The 20943-nt window shown below is 66.6% G+C and carries 18 protein-coding genes and 1 tRNA gene; 6 read left to right on the top strand and 13 right to left on the bottom strand.

Features of this window, described 5'->3' with window-relative positions; all coding sequences use genetic code 11:
* Positions 1 to 154 precede the first annotated feature (154 nt).
* The 5 genes from dacB to ACFYL4_RS15035 form a co-directional block, all read right to left on the bottom strand.
* A complete protein-coding gene (gene dacB / locus ACFYL4_RS15055) occupies positions 155 to 1732 on the bottom strand; it encodes a D-alanyl-D-alanine carboxypeptidase/D-alanyl-D-alanine-endopeptidase (RefSeq protein WP_357763857.1) in 1578 nt (525 codons plus the stop codon).
* A gap of 172 nt (positions 1733 to 1904) precedes the next feature.
* Positions 1905 to 4127, bottom strand: a complete 2223-nt coding sequence (locus tag ACFYL4_RS15050) for a dipeptide ABC transporter ATP-binding protein (protein ID WP_387518806.1) — start codon at positions 4125 to 4127, stop codon at positions 1905 to 1907.
* Positions 4124 to 5047, bottom strand: a complete 924-nt coding sequence (locus tag ACFYL4_RS15045) for an ABC transporter permease (protein ID WP_357763863.1) — start codon at positions 5045 to 5047, stop codon at positions 4124 to 4126. The genes ACFYL4_RS15050 and ACFYL4_RS15045 overlap by 4 nt, the downstream gene beginning before the upstream one ends.
* Positions 5040 to 6050, bottom strand: a complete 1011-nt coding sequence (locus ACFYL4_RS15040; protein WP_357763866.1) for an ABC transporter permease — start codon at positions 6048 to 6050, stop codon at positions 5040 to 5042. The genes ACFYL4_RS15045 and ACFYL4_RS15040 overlap by 8 nt, the downstream gene beginning before the upstream one ends.
* A gap of 82 nt (positions 6051 to 6132) precedes the next feature.
* Entirely contained in the window at positions 6133 to 7845 is a 1713-nt protein-coding gene (locus ACFYL4_RS15035; protein WP_387518826.1) for an ABC transporter family substrate-binding protein, read from the bottom strand.
* 663 nt (positions 7846 to 8508) lie between these two features.
* Here ACFYL4_RS15035 and ACFYL4_RS15030 point away from each other — a divergent pair.
* Together ACFYL4_RS15030 and ACFYL4_RS15025 are read left to right on the top strand one after the other, a co-directional pair.
* Positions 8509 to 8982 (top strand): hypothetical protein, encoded by a 474-nt coding sequence (locus ACFYL4_RS15030; RefSeq protein ID WP_357763869.1) that lies wholly within the window; start codon positions 8509 to 8511, stop codon positions 8980 to 8982.
* Between the two features lie 127 nt (positions 8983 to 9109).
* The gene (locus tag ACFYL4_RS15025; protein WP_387518805.1) at positions 9110 to 9724 is read left to right on the top strand and encodes a rhomboid family intramembrane serine protease; all 615 of its coding nucleotides are present in this window, start codon (positions 9110 to 9112) and stop codon (positions 9722 to 9724) included.
* Between the two features lie 78 nt (positions 9725 to 9802).
* Here ACFYL4_RS15025 and ACFYL4_RS15020 read toward each other — a convergent pair whose 3' ends face one another.
* From ACFYL4_RS15020 to dcd, 5 genes are all read right to left on the bottom strand, one after another.
* Positions 9803 to 10729, bottom strand: coding sequence for a glycine betaine ABC transporter substrate-binding protein (locus ACFYL4_RS15020; RefSeq protein WP_387518804.1), 927 nt, complete (start codon positions 10727 to 10729; stop codon positions 9803 to 9805).
* Positions 10730 to 10924: 195 nt separating this feature from the next.
* Positions 10925 to 11881, bottom strand: coding sequence for a glycine betaine ABC transporter substrate-binding protein (locus ACFYL4_RS15015; RefSeq protein WP_387518803.1), 957 nt, complete (start codon positions 11879 to 11881; stop codon positions 10925 to 10927).
* Between the two features lie 40 nt (positions 11882 to 11921).
* Positions 11922 to 13148, bottom strand: coding sequence for an ABC transporter permease (locus ACFYL4_RS15010; protein WP_387518802.1), 1227 nt, complete (start codon positions 13146 to 13148; stop codon positions 11922 to 11924).
* Entirely contained in the window at positions 13145 to 14170 is a 1026-nt protein-coding gene (locus ACFYL4_RS15005) for a glycine betaine/L-proline ABC transporter ATP-binding protein (RefSeq protein WP_357763882.1), read from the bottom strand. The genes ACFYL4_RS15010 and ACFYL4_RS15005 overlap by 4 nt, the downstream gene beginning before the upstream one ends.
* A 411-nt stretch (positions 14171 to 14581) precedes the next feature.
* A complete protein-coding gene (gene dcd, locus ACFYL4_RS15000; RefSeq protein WP_357763884.1) occupies positions 14582 to 15166 on the bottom strand; it encodes a dCTP deaminase in 585 nt (194 codons plus the stop codon).
* Positions 15167 to 15289: 123 nt separating this feature from the next.
* Between dcd and ACFYL4_RS14995 the strand changes: the two genes are divergently transcribed.
* A tRNA-Gly gene (locus ACFYL4_RS14995) sits at positions 15290 to 15360 on the top strand.
* A gap of 310 nt (positions 15361 to 15670) precedes the next feature.
* Here the strand turns inward: ACFYL4_RS14995 and ACFYL4_RS14990 are convergent.
* On the bottom strand, positions 15671 to 16015 hold the full coding sequence (locus ACFYL4_RS14990; RefSeq protein ID WP_387518801.1) for a hypothetical protein: 345 nt from the start codon (positions 16013 to 16015) through the stop codon (positions 15671 to 15673).
* Between the two features lie 136 nt (positions 16016 to 16151).
* On the opposite strand from ACFYL4_RS14990, the gene ACFYL4_RS14985 reads away from it, so the two are divergent.
* Positions 16152 to 16709 carry a hypothetical protein gene (locus tag ACFYL4_RS14985; RefSeq protein WP_387518800.1) on the top strand — a complete coding sequence of 186 codons (558 nt, stop codon included), beginning with the start codon at positions 16152 to 16154 and terminating at the stop codon, positions 16707 to 16709.
* A 390-nt stretch (positions 16710 to 17099) separates the two neighbouring features.
* Positions 17100 to 17480 (top strand): hypothetical protein, encoded by a 381-nt coding sequence (locus ACFYL4_RS14980; protein ID WP_387518799.1) that lies wholly within the window; start codon positions 17100 to 17102, stop codon positions 17478 to 17480.
* Here ACFYL4_RS14980 and ACFYL4_RS14975 read toward each other — a convergent pair.
* Both ACFYL4_RS14975 and ACFYL4_RS14970 read right to left on the bottom strand, forming a co-directional pair.
* Positions 17467 to 17997, bottom strand: a complete 531-nt coding sequence (locus tag ACFYL4_RS14975) for an NUDIX hydrolase (RefSeq protein ID WP_387518798.1) — start codon at positions 17995 to 17997, stop codon at positions 17467 to 17469. The two genes, ACFYL4_RS14980 and ACFYL4_RS14975, sit on opposite strands and share 14 nt — an antisense overlap.
* Positions 17998 to 18198: 201 nt before the next feature.
* Positions 18199 to 18990, bottom strand: a complete 792-nt coding sequence (locus ACFYL4_RS14970; RefSeq protein WP_387518825.1) for an SAVMC3_10250 family protein — start codon at positions 18988 to 18990, stop codon at positions 18199 to 18201.
* A gap of 811 nt (positions 18991 to 19801) precedes the next feature.
* Here ACFYL4_RS14970 and ACFYL4_RS14965 point away from each other — a divergent pair.
* A complete protein-coding gene (locus ACFYL4_RS14965) occupies positions 19802 to 20644 on the top strand; it encodes a hypothetical protein (RefSeq protein WP_387518797.1) in 843 nt (280 codons plus the stop codon).
* Positions 20645 to 20943 lie beyond the last annotated feature (299 nt).

The raw sequence follows: 20943 nt of genomic DNA, 5'->3' as shown, positions 1-20943 counted from the left end.
ACACTGCCACCTCAGGGCATCGGCCGACAGCCTCGGTCCCCAGCCTGTGGACAACCCGCGCTCGCGCCGCCCCCTTCCCGGCGGGAACGCGCGAGGGCCCACGGGGTCTCCCCGTGGGCCCTCCTCAGGTGCGCGGATCAGGCTGATCAGCGGGTCAGCACGTCAGATCCCAGGAGCACTCGACCTGCCCGCCCTCGACGGCGACGGTGCCGCCGCGCTGGGCGACCGTGGCCGCGCCGCCCTGGTTGCCCAGGTACTCGGCCAGCCGGACCACCACGGCGTCCTGCGCACCAAGCGGCGCACCGCCGGTGTGGCCGTTGTTGACGACGCTGAAGTACAGCTCGCCGTCCGGGCCTTCCACGTAGCCCGAGAGCGCGCTCACCCCGGACATGGTGCCGGTCTTGGCCCGCGCGACCCCCTCAGCGGCGGTGCCGCCCATCCGGTTGGCCAGCGTGCCCCCGACGAACGGGTCGCTGTCGCCCGCGACCGGCAGCGAGTCGTGCCACACCGGGTACCAGTCGGCGTCCTGGACGCTGTCGAGCAGGTCCACCACGGTGTTCGCGGTGACCAGGTTCCCCCGGGACAGCCCGGAGCCGTCGGTGAGGACCAGGTCCGAGGTGTCGACGCCCAGCTGCTGGAGCGCGGTCTCCTGGACGGTCAGGCCCGCCTCCCACGATCCCTCGCCGGAGACCTCGCGGCCCAGGGTCTTGGTCAGCATCTCGGTGTGCCCGTTGTTGCTGAACTTCATGAGCGGGACCAGCACCTCGCCCAGCGGCATGGAGGTGTGGTCGCCCACCACGCGCGGACGGTGCCAGTCCTGGGGCACCTCTCCCCGGGTGACCTCGCCCGTCACGGTCACGCCGTTCTCCTCCAGGGCCTGGGCGAACAGGTGCCCGGCGAGCCCCGCGGGCTCGTCCACCGTGCGCAGCGCGACCACGGGACCGGCGTTCTCCGACAGCGACCCGGTGACCCGCAGGGTGTTGGTGCCGACAGGGCGGTCGACCGTGATCCCGGTGCCCTCCCCCGCGGGAACGGTGGCGGCCCGGTTGTCGAGCTCCGCGTAGCCCTCGGCGGCGCCCAGGTCCACGCTCACCGGCTCACCGGCCGAGGAGGCGGTCACGGTCACCTCGGTCACACCGGTGTCGTAGCGCTCGCCGTGGGCCACGGTGAGCGCGGAGATCTGCGCCGAGTAGGCGTACGGCTCGTCCTCGGGCCACCAGTCGTCCACGAGGCGCTGGTTGTCGAACCACGAGTCGTCCGCGTACAGGTCGCCGACGGAGGTCACCCCGGAGGCGGCCACCTCGGCGGCGATCGTGTCGAGGTCCTCCGCGTTCAGGGTCGGGTCGCCGCCGCCGACCAGGTACAGCTCGGGCACGTCCCCCCGGCCCGGGCGGCGCTCCACCACGGCCTCGGTGTCGAAGGTGTGGTCGGCTCCGAGCTCCTCCAGGGCCGCGGCGGCCGTGAAGAGCTTCACGTTCGAGGCGGGCAGCAGCGGGGTGTCCGCGTCACGCGAGTACAGCACCTCACCGGAGGCGGCGTCGGTGACCACCACGCCGGAGGTCGCCCCCGCCAGGGCCGGGTCCTCCAGGATCGCGTCGATGTCGGAACGCAGGTCGTCGGCGCGCTGGGCCGCGTCGGCGGTGTCGGCCCACACCGGCGCCACCGGCGTGAGGGCCACCAAGGGTGCGACGACGAGCGCGGGGAGCCATCGTCGAGGGGGTACGGGGGTCATGTCTTTCCTCGGGTGGGACCGAACAGGAGTGTGCCAGGCGAACCTAGCCCACGGACTCCCGTCACGCCAGGACACCCGGGGCGGTTCGGCGGCACGGAGGCACCCCGAGAGAAGGACCCGTACACGACGACGGGGCGGGTGGGGAGACCCCGCCCGCCCCGTCGGACCAGCGCTAGATGAGCTCGATCGCCTTCGAGTAGTGGCACGCGTCACGGTGCCCCGTGCCCCGGTCCCGCAACTCCGGCGGCTCCTCCACGCACCTGGCGCGTTCGGCGTCCGAAAGCTCCTCGGCGAACTTCGGGCACCGGGTCCGGAACCGGCAGCCCGAGGGCGGGTTGGCCGGGCTGGGGATGTCACCGGTGACGGTGATCCGCTCCCGGGTCCGCTCCTTGACCGGGTCCGGCAGCGGGATCGCCGAGATCAGCGCCTGCGTGTACGGGTGCGCCGGAGCGCTGAACAGCTGCTCCGTGGTGGCCGTCTCCACCATCTTGCCGAGGTACATCACGGCCACGCGGTCCGCGATGTGCTTGACCACCGACAGGTCGTGCGAGACGAACAGGTACGACAGCCCGAGCTCGTCCTGGAGGTCCTCCAGAAGGTTGATCACGCCCGCCTGGATGGACACGTCCAGCGCCGAGACCGGCTCGTCGAGCACCAGCACCCTCGGGTTGAGCGACAGCGCGCGGGCCACGCCGATGCGCTGGCGCTGGCCACCGGAGAACTCGTGCGGGTACCGCGAGCCGTGCTCGGGGTTGAGCCCCACCAGTTCCAGCAGCTCGGACACCCGTTTGCGGGCGTCCCGGTGGCCGCTCCCGTGGATGCGCATGGGCTCGGCGATGATGTCCGCGACGGTCATGCGCGGGTCCAGGGACGCGAACGGGTCCTGGAACACCAGCTGGAGGTCCTTGCGCAGCGGCCGCATCCGGCGGTCGGACAGCCCGTGCAGCGGCTGGCCCATGTAGGTGACCTCGCCCGAGGTCAGCTTGATGAGGTTCAGCAGCAGCCGTGCCGTGGTGGACTTGCCGCAGCCGGACTCGCCGACCAGCGCGAGGGTCTCCCGTTCACGCAGGTCCAGCGAGATCCCGGAGACCGCCTGTACCGCCCCGACCCTGCGCCGCAGCAACCCCTTGGAGCGGATCGGGAAGTGCTTGACCAGGTCGGTGGCGGAGAGCAGGACCTCCGGCTCCTCGGTGGAGGAGACGTCGCGGGCGCCGTCCGCGCCCAGCTCCTCCAGGTACTCCTCGCGGGCCTCGACCACCTGCGACTCGGCCGCCTCCATCTCGGCGACCGAGGCCATGCCCTCGGTGTCCACCGAGGTGGCCCTGAACAGGTCGCTGGCCTCCGCTTCCACGAGCTCCTCGCTGAAGTGGCAGGCGGCGGTGTGTTCGGAGGCCGCCGCACCACCCTCTCCCTCGCCCTCGCCGACGAGGAGCAGCCGGGGCTCCTCCTCGTGGCAGCGGTCCCGGGCCATGGGGCAGCGCGGCGCGAACCCGCACCCCTTCGGCAGGTCCCGCAGCGAGGGCGGAGCGCCGAGGATGGGGGTGAGCCGGTCGCTCCGGTCGCCGTCCAGGCGCGGCAGCGATCCGAGCAACCCCAGCGCGTAGGGCATACGCGGCCGGTAGAAAACCTCCTCCACCGACCCCATCTCCACGATGCGGCCCGCGTACATCACGCCCACCCGGTCGACCTGCCCGGCCACCACGCCGAGGTCGTGGGTGATGAGCACCAGGGCGGCCCCGGTCTCCGCGCGCGCCCGCTGGAGGGCCTCCAGCACCTGCGCCTGGACGGTGACGTCGAGCGCCGTGGTGGGCTCGTCCGCGATGATCACGTCCGGGTCGTTGGCCATCGCGATCGCGATCACCACTCGCTGGCGCATACCGCCGGACAGCTCGTGCGGGTACTGCCTGAGCCGCTGCTCCGGGGACGGGATGCCCACGATCTCCAGTAGTTCCAGCGCCCGTGCCATGGCGGCCTTCTTGCCCACCTTCCGGTGGGCGAGCACGGCCTCGGCGATCTGGTAGCCGATCGTGTACACGGGGTTGAGCGAGGTCAGCGGGTCCTGGAAGATCATCGCGATCCTCTGTCCCCTGACCTCGCTGATCGCCTTGTCGTCCAGCCCGATGATCTCCTGCCCCAGGAGCCGGGCCGAGCCCTCCACCTTCGCGTTCCTGGGCAGCAGGCCCATGATCGCCATGGAGGTCACGGACTTGCCCGATCCCGACTCCCCCACGATGCCCAGGGCCTCGCCCCGGCGCACCTGGTAGGAGACCTGTCGGACCGCGGGCAGCGGGCCGTCGTCGGAGGGGAAGGTGACGCTGAGGTCGCTGACCTCCAGCACCACGTCGTCGGTGTCCGCCACGGCGGTGCCTCCCCCGTTCTCGTTCTCAGTCGTCATCGCCGCACCCTGGTCTGTCGTGGGTCGAGGGCGTCCCGGAGGCCGTCACCGATGAAGTTGATCGTCAGACAGATCAGCACCAGCAGCACACCCGGCGGATAGAACAGCCACGGTCGCGTGGAGACCGCCGTGCGCGCGCTGCCGATCATCTGGCCGAGCGAGATGTCCGGCAGCTGGATGCCCAGCCCGAGGAAGGACATGCCCGCCTCGGCGAGAATGGCCACCGCCACCAGCAGGGTGGCGGCCACGATGATCGGTCCGGCCGCGTTGGGCAGCAGGTGCCGGAGGATGATCCACGGTGCCGAGGCGCCCGACGCGCGGGCCGCCTCGACGAACTCCTGTTCCCTGAGGGACAGCACCACGCCGCGCACCACACGGGCGATGGTGGCCCACGAGAAGATCGAGATGATCAAGGCGATCGCGGACCAGGAGGTCCCGGCCCCGCTGTTGCCCGCGATCGCGGCGGCGGCCACGAGCAGCGGGACGATCAGGAAGATGTCGACGACGCGCATCATGAGCGCGTCCACCCTGCCGCCGTAGTACCCGGCGGTGGCGCCCCACAGCGACCCGAACGCGGTGGACAGCAAGGAGACGGTGAAGGCGACCTTCAGCGTCTGCTGGGCTCCGCGCATGAGCTGGCCGAGGACGTCGTGCCCGGCGGCCGAGGTGCCCAGCGGGTGGGTGCCGGACGGGGGCTGGTTACTGGGGATCTCCCGGTAGACCGTGTGGTCCCACGTCCAGAGGAAGGGTCCGACGAACGCGAACAGGGCGATGACCGCCAGGAGGACCAGGCTGATCATCGCGGGCCGGTGGCGCGTGAACCGGATCAGGATGGTCTGGAGCTGGGTCTGGTCCGCGCCGCTCCCGCGCTTCTTCGCCGGGTCACGGCGCGCGCTCTTCGACATGCCGTTCTCACTCATAGCGAATCCTCGGGTCCAGCACGGCGTACAGCAGGTCGGCGACGAGGTTGGCCAGGATGACGATGACGCCGCTGAGCAGCAGCCATCCCATCAGCGCGAAGGAGTCGTTCTTGTCCACCGCGGTGATGAAGTAGTCACCGAGACCACGCCACTGGAAGACCACCTCGGTGAGGATGGCCCCGTCGATGACACCCGCGACGCCGATGGCCACCACGGTGGTCAGGGGGATCAGGGCGGTGCGCAGCGCGTGGCGCCTGATGACCGTGTGGTTGCGCAGGCCCTTGGCCCGCGCCAGGCGCACGTAGTCGCTGTTCATCACCTCCAGCATCGAGGTGCGCTGGTAGCGGCTCCACGACGCGAAACTGATGAGCATGAGCACGATCGTGGGCAGCGCCATGTGCGCGAAGGCGTTGAGGAACTGGTCCCACAACGGCGCGCCCTCGGCTCGGAAGCGGCCGTCGCCGATCGTGGCGAAGACCTGCTCGCCCACCAGCTGGTTGAACTTGACCCCGGCTGCCTGCATGATGCCCGCGAACCAGAAGGTCGGCAGCGCCAGGGCGAGGAAGCCGACGAAGGTCAGGGTGTAGTCGAGCTTCGAGTACTGGCGCAGCGCGCTGATCACGCCGGTGATGATCGCGAGGCCCAGCGCGAAGACCATGGCCGCGCCCACCAGGCGCAGGGTGGTCCACAGGCGTTCGGCGATGGCCGTGCCGATGTCGTAGTGGGCGCCCTGGGTGGAGGGACCGAACTCCCCCTGGAGCAGTCCGATGTCGCCGTTTCCGCCGATCCCGGTCACCCACAGCCAGTACCGCTCGGGCATGGAGCGGTCGAGGTAGAGCCGCTCCTCCGCCTGTTGCAGCACGGCCTCGGTGGGCGGTGGCTGGGCCATCCGGACGTCGGCGAGCGGGTCACCGGAGATGTCGATCATCACGAAGGTGAGGATGGACGCGAGGATCAGGACGGGTATCGCGCCCAGGATGCGCCGCGTCGTGTAAACGAGCATGGGAGTGATCCTTCAGGGGTGGACGAGGACCGGTCCGGCCCCGGGAGGGTGTCCCGGGGCCGGACCTGGGTGGTGCGCCGGACTAGCTGGCGACGTCCCACTCACCGATGTTGTAGGTGGCTCGGTAGCTGGACTGAAGGTTGTCGTGGACGTTCACGAGGCGGTCCGAGTTCGCGAAGAAGTAGTTCGGCTCCGCCATGATCGGCATGACGTAGGCCTCCGGAACGTGGATCGCCATGGCCTGGTTGGACAGGTCGGCGGCGGTGTCCAGGTCGGGGGCGTTGTCCACGCCCTCGGTCAGCTCGTCGACCTCGTCGTTGGCGTAGCCGCCGAAGTTGCTGCCGCTCTCGGAGTGCCACTGCTGCTGCGGGGTGGTCACGAAGTACGGGGAACCGGACCAGCCGAACTGGACGATGTCGTACTCGGCCGCGGCGAGCATGCCGCCGAGGTCGTCGGTCATCTCGATGTTGGTCGTGATGCCGATCTCGGAGAGCTGGGCCTGGATGAGCTGGACCGAGGTGTTGCGGACGGTCGAGTCGGTGCTGCGCAGGCGGAACGGGCCGATCTCGTCGCCGTCCAGCGTGAGGGTCTCACCGGACTCGAAGCCCTCGTAGCCGGCCTCCTCCAGGATGCTCCGGGCCTCGTCGAGGTCGCCGGTGCCCAGGGGCTCGTTCTCGTAGTGGTCGACGAAGTAGGGGCTGTCCGCGCCGAAGGTGTGGTTGTTCTTCAGCTCGTACTCGGGGTAGCCGGCGCCGAAGTTGCGGTTGGCGATGTCGTCGCGGTCGATCGCGGTGAAGATGGCGCGGCGCAGCTCGACGTCCTGGAGCTTCTCGTTCCTCAGGTTGAGGTCGATGTGCTCCCAGGTGGCGCCCTCGGCGACGGTCACCTCGGCGTTGGCGACGTCCTGGAGCTGGAGGATGACGTCCTCGCTGTAGTCGGCCGGGTTGGCGCCGTCGATCTCGTTGTTGATGAAGGCGTTGACGAAGGTGCCCTCTTCGGCGTTGTACGGCATGGTGATCTTGTCGAGCGCGGGCTCGATCTCACCGAACCAGTTGGGGTTCGGCTCCTTGACGACCTCGTTCTCCAGGTCGCCCGCGGTGATCATGTACGGACCGCCGGACCACTCGGGCCGCTCGGAGTGCAGCCAGGCGTAGTACTCGCCCAGGTCGTCGGCGTCGTCGACGTCCCAGCCGTTCTCCTCGGCCAGGTGCGCGGGCACGAAGCCGCCGGTCTGGCTGTGGGCGTCGAAGAGGCTCATCCACTCCGGGTCGGCCAGCCCCTCCTTGAGCTTGAAGGTGGCGGTCTTGCCGTCGACCTCGACGGACTCGACCTTGTCGTTGCTGGCGGAGGAGCGGGGGTCGCACCCGCCGCAGTAGCCCTCGTCCGGGCTGGTGCCGAGCATCCAGGAGACGCGCAGGTCCTCACCGGTCATCGGCTCTTCGTCGCTCCAGACGGCGTCGTCGGCGAGCGTGACGGTCCACTCGAACGGACCCTCGTCGGGGTCGTCGTTGATGAGCTGGGGCTCCTCGGCGAGGACGTCCATGTTGTACTCGTACGTCGCGTCCGGCTGCCACTGGCCGGTGTAGGGGAGCACACCGGAGAGCATCTGGATGACGTACACACTGCCACCGGCGACGCTGGTGGCCTGCCAGGCACCGGGGAGGCTGTTGATCACCCAGGTGACCTCCTTGGTGCCACCGCCGCCGTCACCCCCTCCGCCACCGCAACCACTGGCCACCATGACCGCTGACGTCGCCGCGGCGGCGAGCGCCAGCGTCTTTCGGCGCTTGAACATAGTCACACCCTTGATCATTCATGCGTACAGGCCATGGGTCGGCGCCCCGCGGGACACAACCCACCAAAACTAGGCGATTAGTCGATTAGAAGACCATTAAGCGAAATGTCTGTATAGCCCCAATGCCGGTTTCGTGACCCATCCGCAACCAGTTCGCACCCGCGCCCACCCACCTTGGGACACACCCTCCGAATACACGGGCAACAACCAGGACATCTCCACATCATGCCAGGTCAAGCAGACACCAAGGACGCGACCTCGGGACAGCGGGATTCGGACAGACCCGAAAAGCACAGCGGGTCAATCACGGCCGGAAGCGACAAAAACACAAACGTAAACGTCGTTTGACTACGACCCCGGCGCGAACAACTACCGAGAGAGAACAGGACAAACAACACAAAGTTCGCATAAGGCATGAAACAAGCACCGGAAGGCCGCATCCTCCGCCCGCGAACCGCCCGACACCCCAGCGCGAAATTCATGGGATAACCCGATCACCACTCGATCAAAAGCGACACGAAGGAGGAAACCCCCTTGCCCCTGTCCGGAACCCCACGCACGAGCTGACCGAAACAGCGATGGCCGCACCCACGAAGCGGATAGGGTTCCCAGTGACGGCCTCCGTCATCCTCAGCGCCCCGCCCAGCGAGAGAGGCATCCGCCGTGTCCGAACCGGTCCGCCTGGTCTGCCCCGTAGGCCGCAAGTACGTGGAGCTGTGGGGTGGTTACGCCCTGGTCGCCCTGGGCGCCGTGGTCGTGGCCGTCGACCCCGCCCACTGGGCCAACATCGTGCTCGGCGTCCTCCTCGCCCTCCTCGGCGGAGCCGCGGCCTTCGACGGACACCGGATCAAGGCACCGGTCCTGGAGGTCTCCGAGGACGAGTTCCGCTACGAGAGAGGCGACTACGTCGTCCGGGTGCCCTTCGTCGACATCGGCTCGTACTACGTGCTGCCCGGCCGTATCCGCTCCCTGGGCCTGTGCGACCACACCGGTCGGCCCAAGCGCTTCCCCTCGCTCAAGAGCCGCCGCACCTCTCGCACCTACCTGCCGCTCACCGGGATGACCAACCCGGCCAAGGTGGAGGCGTTCATGGCCGTGTCCGGAATCCCGCCGCGCAAGCGCTCCCTGACCTCCTGACAGCCCGGTACGGCCACCCCGGGGACGGGCGCGACACAGCAGTCATCTGTGAACACAACAGATCATTTCGCCCACACGCGCCCCGGGAACATACCGACCCAAGGCAGCTTCATCTAGTCTCGATGGGGTGAAGCAGTCCAGAATCACCGCCATCCTGACCGTCGCGGGGATGCTCGCGGCCATGTGGGTCCTCGAGATCCTCGACACCCCGCTCGGGGGACACCTCGACCGGCAGTTCGGCATCCAGGCCCGCAACACCGACGCGCCCTGGACCGTCCTGACCGCGCCCTTCATGCACGGCAACTTCGCCCACCTGATCGGCAACTCGCTGCCGTTCCTGGTGCTGGGAGCCCTCGTCGCCTTCAGCGGCCTGGGCCGGTTCCTGCTCACCACACTGATCGTCGCCGTCGTCAGCGGCGTCGGCGTGTGGCTGTTCACCCCCGCGCACGTCGTGACGGTGGGTGCCAGCGGGCTGGTCTTCGGCTACTTCGGCTACACGGTGCTGCGCGGCATCATCGAACGCAGGACCGTCGACATCGTCATCATGATCTGCGTGGTCATCTTCTACGGAACGATGATCTGGGGGGTCCTGCCCCAGCACCCCGGCGTCTCCTGGCAGGCGCACCTGTTCGGCTTCCTGGGCGGACTCCTGGCCGCCTACACGCTGCCCAGGCGCGAGAGGCCGGGAGCGGCCAACCAACGCAGCGTCGGCGGGGCCCAGGGCGGCTACTACGCCCCCTGACCCCGGCCCGTACGCACGGAAGGGGCCGACTCCCCGAGGGGAGTCGGCCCCTTCCGCTGTCTCCGGTGGACCGTCCGGTCAGAACTCCAGACCCTCGGCCGCGTCCATCAGCGTGCGCTCCAGGAACAGCGGGTTCTGGGAGAGCCACTCGCGCGCCCCGGCCTCGGGGTCGTCGACCCCGGGGCCGACCGTGAGCGCCTCCAGGGACGCCAGCTCGTCGTCGTCCATCGACCAGTCGCGCAGCCACCCGGCCAGCTCGGGGTAGTCCTCGCCGAACCCCGCGCGCCCGATCGAGTGCAGCCCCTCGGTGCCGCCCATACCGCCCTGCGGGTCCTCCAGGTCACGCAGGTCGTACTGCGCGTACGCGGGGTGCGGGCGCCACAGCGTCACGACGACGGGCCGCTCCTCGGCGATCGCGCCGTCCAGCCGCTCCATCATCCCCGCGCCCGACGACGTCTCCAGCTCGAAACCCTCGTCCAACCCGTACAGCGGCATGGCCTGGTCACGGGTGACCTGGGTCAGACCGGCGTCCGGTTCGATGCCCACGATCGAGCCGCCCAGCGCGTCCGCGTGCGCGGGGAGGTCGTCGATCGACCGCACGTCCTCCACGTACTCCGGTACCGCGAGGGTGAGGACGGCGTTGTCGTACCAGGAGCCCAGGCTCTCGATACTGTCCCGGTGCCGCTCCATGTACTCGTGGTGCGTGACCGGAAGCCACATGTCCAGGTACAGGTCGAGCTCGCCGTCGGCCACCCCCTGGAAGGCCGGGGCCACGTCGACCTCGGTGACCGTCACGTCGTAGCCCTTCTCCTCCAGGATGGCCTCCCACATGTGGGTGACCGCCACGGCCTCCTCCCAGGCGATCAACGCGATGTTGACCTCCCGCAGGTCCTCGCCCGCCTCGGAGCCGCCTCCGGCCGGGCCCCCCGAACAGGCGGAGAGCAGGAGCGCACCGCCCAGCCCGGCGGACGCCAGCGCCGTCCCTCGTCCACGACCGACCCTCATGTCCTCGTTCCCCCCGTACGCACACACGCGGAACCGGCCGACGTGAGGGGCACCCCATGGGGGCCGTCGGCGCGGTTCCGGAACCTCACCCAGACGACGGCCGCCCCCACACGCGGTGAAGGCGGCCGTCATCGTATGTCTACCCGACAGAACGGGCATTCGGTACACCCCGTGACAGGGGACACACCGTGAGTCCTAGAACTCGAGGCCCTGGGCGTCGTCGCCGAGGGTGCGCTCCAGGAACTCGGGGTTCTCGGAGAGCCACTCGCGCGCCCCGGCCTCGGGGTCGTCGACGTCGTCGCCGACGGTCAGCGCCTCCAGGGAGGCGAGCTCGTCGTCGCTCATGCTCCAGTCCTCCAGCCAGGCGGAGAGCTGCGGGTAGTCCGAGCCGAAACCGTCACGGCCGACCGCGTGGATCGTCTCGGCGTCACCCATGAGGCCCTCGGGGTCCTCGAGGTCCTTGAGGTCGTGCTTGGCGTAGGCCGGGTGCGGACGCCACAGGGTGACGACGATGGGCTCCTCGTCGGCGATCGCCGAGTCCAGCTCCGCGAGCATCGCCGCGCCGGAGGAGGTCACCAGCTCGAAGTCGTCGTCCAGCCCGTAGCCCGGCATGGCCGAGTTCTGGGTGGTGTCGGTGAGGCCGGCGCCCGGGTCGATCCCGACGATGCGGTTGTCCAGGTCGTCCGCGTGGTCGAGCAGGTCCGGGATCGAGTTGACGTCCTCCATGTAGGTGGGGACGGTCAGCGTCAGGATCGCGTTGTCGTACCAGGAGCCCAGGTCCTCCAGCTGGTCCCCGTAGTCGTCCCAGTACTGCTGGTGGGTGGCGGGGAGCCAGGTGTCGAGGAACAGGTCGACGTCGCCGTTGGCGGCGCCCTGGTACATCGGGGCCACGTCGACGTCGGTGACGTCCACGTTGTAGCCCTTCTCCTCCAGGATGACCTCCCACATGTGGGTGACCGCGATCGCCTCCTCCCAGGCGATCAGCGCGATGTTGACGTCCTTGAGGTCGTCGGCGGTACCCGCGCCGGTGTCCTGCGCCGCGTCATCGGAGCCGCCGGTCAGGTCCTCGCCGTCACCGCCACAGGCGGTCAGCAGGAGCACACCGCTCATACCTGCCGCGGCCAGGGCCATCATGCGCTTACGGCTGTTCATCTGGATTCCTTCCATCAGGACTACGGGGAAAAGACCGGTGTCAGGACGCACTGCCGACCCTGGCCTGGGGACTCTTGCGGGTGACGGCGGCGGTCAGGCGGTCCAGGAAGATCGCCAGGATCACCACGGCGATACCGGCCTCGAAGCCGAGCGCACCGTCGTTGCGGGTGATGCCCTGGTACACCTGGCTGCCGAGACCGCCGGCGCCGACCATGCCCGCGATGACGACCATGGACAGGCCCAGCATGATCACCTGGTTCACGCCGGCCATGATCGTCGGCAGGGCGAGCGGCAGCTGGATACCGGTGAGGATCTTGTGCCTGGGGGCGCCGAAGGCCTCGCCCGCCTCGACCAGCTCCTTGTCGATCTGGCGGATGCCCAGCTCGGTCAGGCGCACACCGGGCGGCATCGCGAACACGATGGTCGCGACCACACCGGGCACCGCGCCGATGGAGAAGAAGAAGATCGCCGGGATCAGGTAGACGAACGCCGGAAGCGTCTGCATGAGGTCCAGGACGGGCTTGGTGACCTTGCTGACGACGTCGTTGTAGGCGGCCAGGATGCCGATGGGGATCGCGATGACCACCGCGATCATGCTGGCCACCAGCACGAGGCCGAGGGTGTCCATGGCGTTGGACCACTGGCCCACGGACGCCACCACGGTCAGCGCGACCAGCGCGAAGACGCCCAGACGCCATCCGGCCACCGAGAGCGCGAGCAGGCTCAGCAGCAGGATCATCAGCACCGACATCGGGTTGGTGACCAGCGCGGGCAGGACCAGCCAGCCCAGCAGCACCAGAACCAGCCATCCGCCCGCGACGATCCCCGTGCGCACGCGGTTGGCCTGGTCCACCACGCCCAGCACCGCCGTCGCGATCAGGAAGACCAGCGAGACGACGAAGGTGGGCTCGATGTTCGTGTCGAACACGCCCATCGCCCAGCGGAAGAGCCCCGGCACGCTGTTGACGAAGCCCGTCACCAGCGCGAACTGGGCCTCGGCGATGTACAGGAGCGAGACCACCACGACGATGGCGAGCAACGGGACCCGGCGGGCGCGCACCAACGGGACCGCGATGATCACGGCCGCGAGGAAGGCGAGCTGACCGGCCGCGGGGTCCACGAAGAACCCGGACAGGACGGAGACCGCCCAGCGGATGAAGTCGCCGGTGAGGTCGAAGAACAGGCCGAAGTTGCTCTTCAGCCAGGAGTTGACGGCCTCGAAGCCGTCACCGATGGGCAGCGACGGAGGGAAGTCGACCGGGGTCACTGGGCCACCTCCGCGGTCTCACCCTGCACCAGCGCGGCGAGCACGGACTCGCGGGTGACCATGCCCAGCACCTCTCCATCGCCCGAGACGACGCGGAGGCGGTTCTCGGTGGCGACGCTGGTGAACAGGTCGGCGACCAGGGTGTCAGCGGCGACCTCGGGGGCGTCGGCGTCGACGGCGACAGCCGCCAGGGCCCCGGCCGCCGTGAGCACGCGGCTGCGGTCGACGTCCTCGACGAAGCGCTCGACGTACTCGTTCGCGGGAGAGTTCAGGATCTCCGAGGCCTCACCGATCTGGGCCACCCGGCCGTCGCGGAGCACGCAGATCCGGTCACCGAGGCGCATGGCCTCGTTGAGGTCGTGCGTGATGAAGATGATGGTCTTGCCCAGCGTCGCCTGGAGCTCCAGGAGCTGCGTCTGCATGTCGCGACGGATCAGCGGGTCCAGGGCGCTGAAGGCCTCGTCCATCAGGATGATGTCGGTGTCGGCCGCCAGGGCGCGGGCCAGGCCCACGCGCTGCTGCATACCGCCCGAAAGCTGCTGCGGGAGCTTGTCCTCCCACCCCTCCAGCCCCACGAGGGCGAGGGTCTCCTTGGCCTTGGCGAAACGCTCGGCGCGCGGGAGGCCGCGCAGCTCCAGCCCGTAGGCGGCGTTCTCCAGAACCGTGCGGTGCGGCAGCAGGGCGAAGTGCTGGAAGACCATGCTGATCTTCTCGCCGCGCAGCTTCAGCAGGTTCTTGTGGCTCAGGGTGGTGATGTCGACGCCGTCGATCTCGACCGATCCGGACGTGGCGTCGAGAAGTCCGTTGAGCATGCGGATCAGGGTGGACTTCCCCGATCCCGACAGGCCCATGACGACGAAGATCTCGCCGGGTTGGACCTCGAAGGACACGTCGATGACGGCAGCGGTCACGTCGAGGTCGGCGATGGTGTCGCGGTGGCTGCCGTCGGCAAGCCGTTCGACGGCCGCCTTCGACTGCCTACCGAACACCTTGTACAGGTGGTCTGCGCGTACTACTGGCACGGTCTCCTCAAGGGGGCTGTCCCTGGCGCGAGGCCGAGCGGGATGTGATCACCCCACGCACGGCCCGCGGCTACTTCAGGTAGCCGGTCCGCGCAGAGCCCCCTCCGTGCGCACCCGAATCGGGCGAAACCACTACCTGGTTCACGTCGGGGCGCAACCTTACCGAGATATGAACACACAGTTCAGGCGGCATGTCACTACCAGATAACAGGTTTAGGCGCCATAAAACCCGTCCGCCGACCTGTGACACGGGATGCCGACGTCGGAAAACGTCCATATGTGATCTATGCCACTAGCCACGCGAGGGTGAGCTGCATCACATTCACGAGACAGAGGGTAAATGCGACAGAACGTGTCAGTACATGACCGTACCGTAAGCGCCCTCCGGTGATCCAGAGGGCCCCCGCCCGGCTACCCCTCGACGATCCGGGTCCGCACGAAGTTCTGGTGCGACCGCGACGGAGTGGGCCCGCGCTGGCCCTGGTACCGGGACCCGTACGCCGCCGAACCATAGGGGCGCTCCGCGGGCGAGGTCAGCCGGAACATGCACAGCTGACCAATCTTCATCCCCGGGTAGAGCTTGATCGGGAGCGTGGCCACGTTGGACAGCTCCAGGGTGACGTGCCCGGAGAAACCGGGGTCGATGAACCCGGCCGTGGAGTGCGTCAGCAACCCCAGCCGCCCCAGGGAGCTCTTGCCCTCCAACCGGCTCGCGATGTCGTCCGGCAGCGTCACCACCTCGTAGGTGGAGGCCAGCACGAACTCGCCGGGGTGAAGGATGAACGCCTCCTCCCCGTCGGTCTCGACCAGCCGGGTCAGGTCCGGCTGCTCCACAGAGGGGTCGATGTGGGGGTACTTGTGGTTCTCGAAGACCCGAAAGAACCGGTCGAGGCGGACGTCGATGCTCGACGGCTGGACGAGGGAGGGTTCGAAGGGATCGATCCGGACCCGCCCGGAGTCGATTTCTGACCTGATATCGCGATCGGAGAGCAGCACGCTCCGAACTTACCGCCTGCGAGAACACGCCGTCCGCAGCACCGCTCACCCCGCCGACTTGCCTTCCGGGCCCGGAGTTGGGCTAGGATAGCCAGCGTTGGACAGCCCCTCGGGCGTCCCGACGCGGATGTAGTTCAATGGTAGAACTTCAGCTTCCCAAGCTGATAACGCGGGTTCGATTCCCGTCATCCGCTCCGTAAGCAAGACGGCCCCTGAGCAGCGAACACGGTTCGCGCGCCAGGGGCCGTCTTCGTGTCCACAGCCTCAACGTGAACCCGCGGACGGCCATCCGGTCCGGTGGCGCGTCCAGTGACGAGAGCCGACCATCGATCTTCGGCAGACGCCCGTCGCCGTAGAGGCCGTGCCGCTCTGGCAGCTCCTTGAGCCGAACGGCGTTCTGGAGCACGAACGCGGGTTCGCCTCCCAGAGTCGTGACACGGGCGTTCGGGTTCTCCTGGAGGCTGGCTTCAACTACTGAAGCGCCCGTGCCTCCCATACCGACCATCAGCCCGTGGTCGGTGGCATGGGCCTCGAAGCGCCCTTCGCCAACCTCGTCGCCCAGCAGAACCCGATCTCGGTCCAGATATCCAGTTGATCGGAGAGCAGAATGACATGGTTGTCCGAGGACGTGTTCCCGTAAACGCGGACGAGCTCGTTGTCCGGAAGTGGTCCCGCGTCAACACGGATCGTGAAGGGGGTGTTGTTCGAGTCGCCGAGAGCGAAGAATTCGCGCCGACCCTCACGTTTCATTTCGATCTGCCGAAAGGCTTCGCCGAACTCTTCCCTCACGATCCGGGGGAGCCGATCCTTAGCCGCGGGCCGTATCGCCACAGGGTCTCGTTCGGGCACGACGCCCCCTTCGAGTGAACACTGCGTCGCCACCTCCGCGCCGCGCGTCGAGGTTCGCGCGGCCACCGATTCCCTGTCACCGTTATGACCGGACACCAGTCGTCGACAGGGACGATCCCCGATTAGTATCGCGACCATGCTGTACGCGCGATCCATCCGAGAGGCCCGCCTCTATCTACAGCTTCACCTGTGCTCATGCGATTACCCCATCCTGGATCAGGTAGATCACTGGCTGGAGAAGCGTGACGGAGTGTTCGTCGCTGTCTACGAGGGGCAGTGCGGACGCTGTTCCGGGTCAGGTCGGTATGAGTTCGAACTCGAGACCAGAGAACGAGCAGGTTACCCGGCGATCGGTGGAAGTACGCCATCAAGCATCATCGATCCGGGAGAGTTCCTGCGGCTCGGTGACAGAGGAGCGTCGGAAGTCCCGGTGGATGTCACGGGTCTCTCGAAGGAGGAACTCCGTGTGGCCCGTTCCCTCATGCAGCGTGCGGTCGTCATGCTTGAAGAGGTCCTGAAGTTCATTCCGGAAAGGGCTGACGAGGTTCCGGAAAGTGCGTTCTTCTCTGACCTGGGAAGATCCCTCAGAGAGGAATCGCCTGAGCGCTTCCACCGTGAAGCGATCAACACGCGCCTTGCTTACTACCGCAGTGGTGTGGCAGAGCTTGAGTCAGCATTGAACCGTTCTCGGTAACGTCTCGTGACGGTTGGTGATCTCTGTTCAGGCGGTGCGGCCGTGTTCGAGCCGGAGCAGTGTGTTGGCGCGCTCGGCGACGGCGTGGACACTTCGGATCACCGTGGTGAACGCCTGTACCCATGGCCAGGTGCGCTCCAGGCGCAGGAACCGTCAGCGGGCGTGGCGGGCCGGGCGTGACGCTCTTTCCGTAGAGGTCGGGCCTCGGGGGCAATGTGGTCATCGCCCGGCCTTCCCTGACCTCGACAACCGCGTGGGCGGGGGTCGCATCCGCAGCACCGTCGTGCAGTACCTCGACGCCAACGCCACCCCGCTCCTGCACGGCACCTACACCGAGGAGATCGGGCGAGAGCTGTTCTCAGCGGCGACCGAACTCACCAAGGCCGTGGGGTGGATGGCCTACGACTGCGAACAGCCCCGGAGTGGCTGGCCTACTTCGATGAGGCCTACCTTGCGGCCCAGGTCGCCCACTGTTTCCTCGCCCTGAACGACAACACCCAGACCGCCGCGTACACGGAACGCTCCCTGGAGATGAACACTGATCAAGTCCGCGGCCGCACGTTCAACCTGCTGATGCTCGCCACAACCCACGCGGCTACCGAACCCGAAGAAGCCGTTCGGGTCGGTGGCCAAGCCCTGGCCGAAGGGTTGCAGTCCCGCCGAGTCCTGTCCTACCTACGCCGCTTGGGCCATCGGCTCGGTACCCACGAAAGCTCGTCCGCAGTCGAGCCATTCACCGTGCGCGCCAAGGAAGCGGTCACACCAGAGTGAGCGCCCGGTAGACCGCCACAACCGTGGACGCACCGACGATCTCCCCACGGTCGATCATCTTCACCGCCTCTTCCAGCGGCCACCAGCGAATTTCCTGGGCCTCATTGATGTCCGGAGGGGTGTCCGTCAGGTCAGCACCGCGTGCCAGGTAAATGATCTGGGGTTGGTCCACCGACCCGATCGCGGGTTGGAAGGTCACCATGTGCTCCATCGAGCGGGGCCGCCACCCGGTTTCCTCCTCGACCTCACGCGCCGCCGCAGCCTCGATGTCCTCCGCTCCGTCCACGTAGCCGCCCGGTAGCTCCCACACCCACCGGTCGATGATGAACCGGTGCCGCCGCATCAGGAGCACTTCGTGCTGGTCATTGACCACCAGCGTCATCGCCGCCGGGGGCATGGCCACGACGTACTGCGTGAAGGACACCCCGTCCGGGAGGGTGACGTCGACCGTGGACAGTCGGATGTGCCGGTTCCCGTCCACCAGCTTCTCGCCGTGGATCGTCCATCGCGTACTCACACCGGCACAGTAGAGCACGACGAGGCTGTCATAGAGCGCGCTGCGTGACAGCGCTCAGACCCACTGCCAGCGATGGGCAGCCTACATTCCCACTTCCGCTGATTAATCCCCAATGCCAATAAATCTATGATCTCCTCACGCCTTCAATAGCCCACCCCAAAGACTATCGGATTGATTAACCCTAACCCACGGGTTGAGCATTTAGACACCCCGAAACCGACGACGCATTCGCTCACGGAAAGTTCTCTTCTTGTGAGAATATTCCAAATATAGCGGCGTCGCTAGGACAACAGAACCAATATATTCATTGGGAGCAATCCAGAGCACTTGCGCCAGACCTTTAAGGTCGGCAGTCTGCGCAGGAGGATGGTCCTGAACCGTGATCCTGTGAACTTGTTGAGCAACCCAGTCATAGTGCTCCCGCCTTTGTTCGGACTCCGTCATTCGCGAGCGGATTTTCGGAGCTATAGATCGATTCTCTGATTCATCCCTCTCGATCTGCATAACCACATCATCGATCCAGTCGGTATTAGAACCAACATGGCCACGATCATGCTCATCCTTATGACCCAGCGGCTCACTTCGAAGCAAGCGTGCATGACGCGAACTACCACAAAGCAACAGTTTCACAGGGGGGCCAACAGAAGAGAGTTCAGAACCCGCAAAGAAAATCAGATCATTCGGAGCGCCGGGACTACTGTCGCGATGGCCCGTAGCGTAGTCGAAGGTCAAATCAAATCTAATCCAGGAACCCAGTTTTACGTCAGAATCTCCGAAATCGAACGCGAGTGCACTGAGATGATCAATGAGTGCCTCTAACTTTACATGCAGCGCCTGACCGAACCCTCCCTCCTTGCCGAACTCAACACCAGAGGCCACCACGGCCATATTTAGCTTCACATCAACCTTGGACAAGGAGAGCTCCTTCGAAACATGAATGAATTCCATCTCCACTTTCCTCTCCGACAGGTATGCCACATTTCGAATCGGCATTAAATCCACTTCCGTTCTTTGTCAAAATTTCCATGAATCTGCGGTTTAATTATCCCGAAATAGCTACAGCGCTAGGTCGACATTTCCTTGATCAATAGGGACCAGTCATCTTCTATTGAAGAATCAATAAAAGACACTTCACACAGGCGCGCTGCAGGTTCGCGGAGCTGTTGAACAGTACATCGAAGTTCAGATCGCGCGCGCTGATTAGTACGGCCCAAAAATAGGACAGATGAGCACCAGTGTGCCACACGAGGAGGGCAATATGAGACACCCACAGGGGATTATGGTGATTCGGATCTCATCCTCGCAGGTCGGAGAAATGCGAGATCGGCCATGAAAAGCATTCTTGGCCCTCCAGGCCGATGAGTCGCGTGAAGCTTCTATCGCCTCCTTCCCGCCCGCTACATGCAGTGCCCAGATGGCGTGATTCAACCTACGGTGCACCCACGAGGGCGCACCAAAACGGCGAAGGTCGTGCACCCGGAGGGCGCACGGGGGTCAGCGCAATGTGGGGGAACCAGGGGTAACGGGGTGACAAGCAGCGCCACTGCCTGCGGGTTCTCGTGTTTTGACAGGTCAGCGCCCTGGCGGTGGGCGGTTCGATTCCCGTCATCCGCTCCGTACGCAAGAAGGCCGCTGAGCAGCGAACATCGTTCGCACACCAGGGGCCGTTTTCATGTTCAGGGTGCACCAGCGGGCGCACGGGGGTGCGCCCATGACGCGCGCGGCTCCCGTCGACTCCGCCCCCGGTCTTCCACCCGACAGCGTCGGATCATCGATTGTCGCCTAGGCATGCGAACGTTGAACCATGGCGCTACGCAATCCGATCTACCTCGATGCCGACACCCTGCTCGCACACGCTGAGTACAACGACGTGCCCTTCCCGCATGAGGCCGAGATCGTCGAGAAGGCGGTCAGGAAGCGATCCGGAGGCGGCAAGATCGGCATCTCCGGGTTCGGTGCCAACCTGGCCGCAGGAAGCGATGTGGAGCTGCAGTCCACCTACACCCTCGCTCCCAAGGAGAAAGCCACGGTCAGCAAGGTCATCGACGGGCTGATCCAGCGCCCTGCTGTGACCGTATGCCCCGACGAGACCCATGCCTTGAGCAAGGATCTCGTGGTCGAACTGAACGGGCAGACCCGCATCACTGCGGCGAGTCTGGTCGGCAAGATGTTCTACGTCATGCGGATGCTGATGGACAGCACCGAAGGTGACATCGGGGCGGTGCTCGAAATGAGCGCAGAGGACGAGGAAGTCTCCCAAGCCCTGAAGCGGGTCTACCTGCAGAACGAGCTGTTGCCGGTCCCGATTCTGCTGGAGCTGAAGGGCTCTTCCCTCCCGATTCAGGTATACGTGAATGTGCGGCCGGACCACTTCATCGATCAAGCCTCGGCTGACCGGGTAGAAGGAGACCTTCGGGTACTGGGCAGCGTGCGGCAGCTCATTCCCGCTGGGAACGAGGGGTACTTCAGCTCGGAGGAGTGGTTGTTGCACGGGTGGGAGCACATGCTGCGCCGCACCCTGATGGCCAGCGCCGCCGAACAGGTCAAGGAGCTCGTAGAGCAACTGCCTGTGGACTTGCCGAGCGAAGATGTGTACGCCTACATCTCTGGCCCCGCAGTGATCGTGGACGCGATCGCCATCTACTAGAGCAAAGTGCTACCTCGTGGGTTCCCCGGTAGGCGCTCGTGCTCCCAACGAGCCCCGGAGTGGAGCGGCAGACGAAGTCACTGAGCTTGGACGGGTTGGCACATGTTCGATCGCCGGGGGTGACGTAGACACTCCTCAGGCGAAAAAGGTCGTAGCCTTGCGCGAGATCTCGCGTCTCTCGCGCAATCGGGCGTTCTCACAGCGCAGGCGGGCCAGTTCGGCTTTGTCGTCGCTGGTGGTGGCTCCCTCTCAGGGTGCGGCCGGATCGGGCCAGAGCGATGATTTGCTCACGGTACTCA

The organism is Nocardiopsis sp. NPDC006938 (assembly GCF_042869555.1).
Lineage (GTDB): Bacteria > Actinomycetota > Actinomycetes > Streptosporangiales > Streptosporangiaceae > Nocardiopsis.
This window is presented reverse-complemented; position numbering and strand designations above follow the sequence as displayed.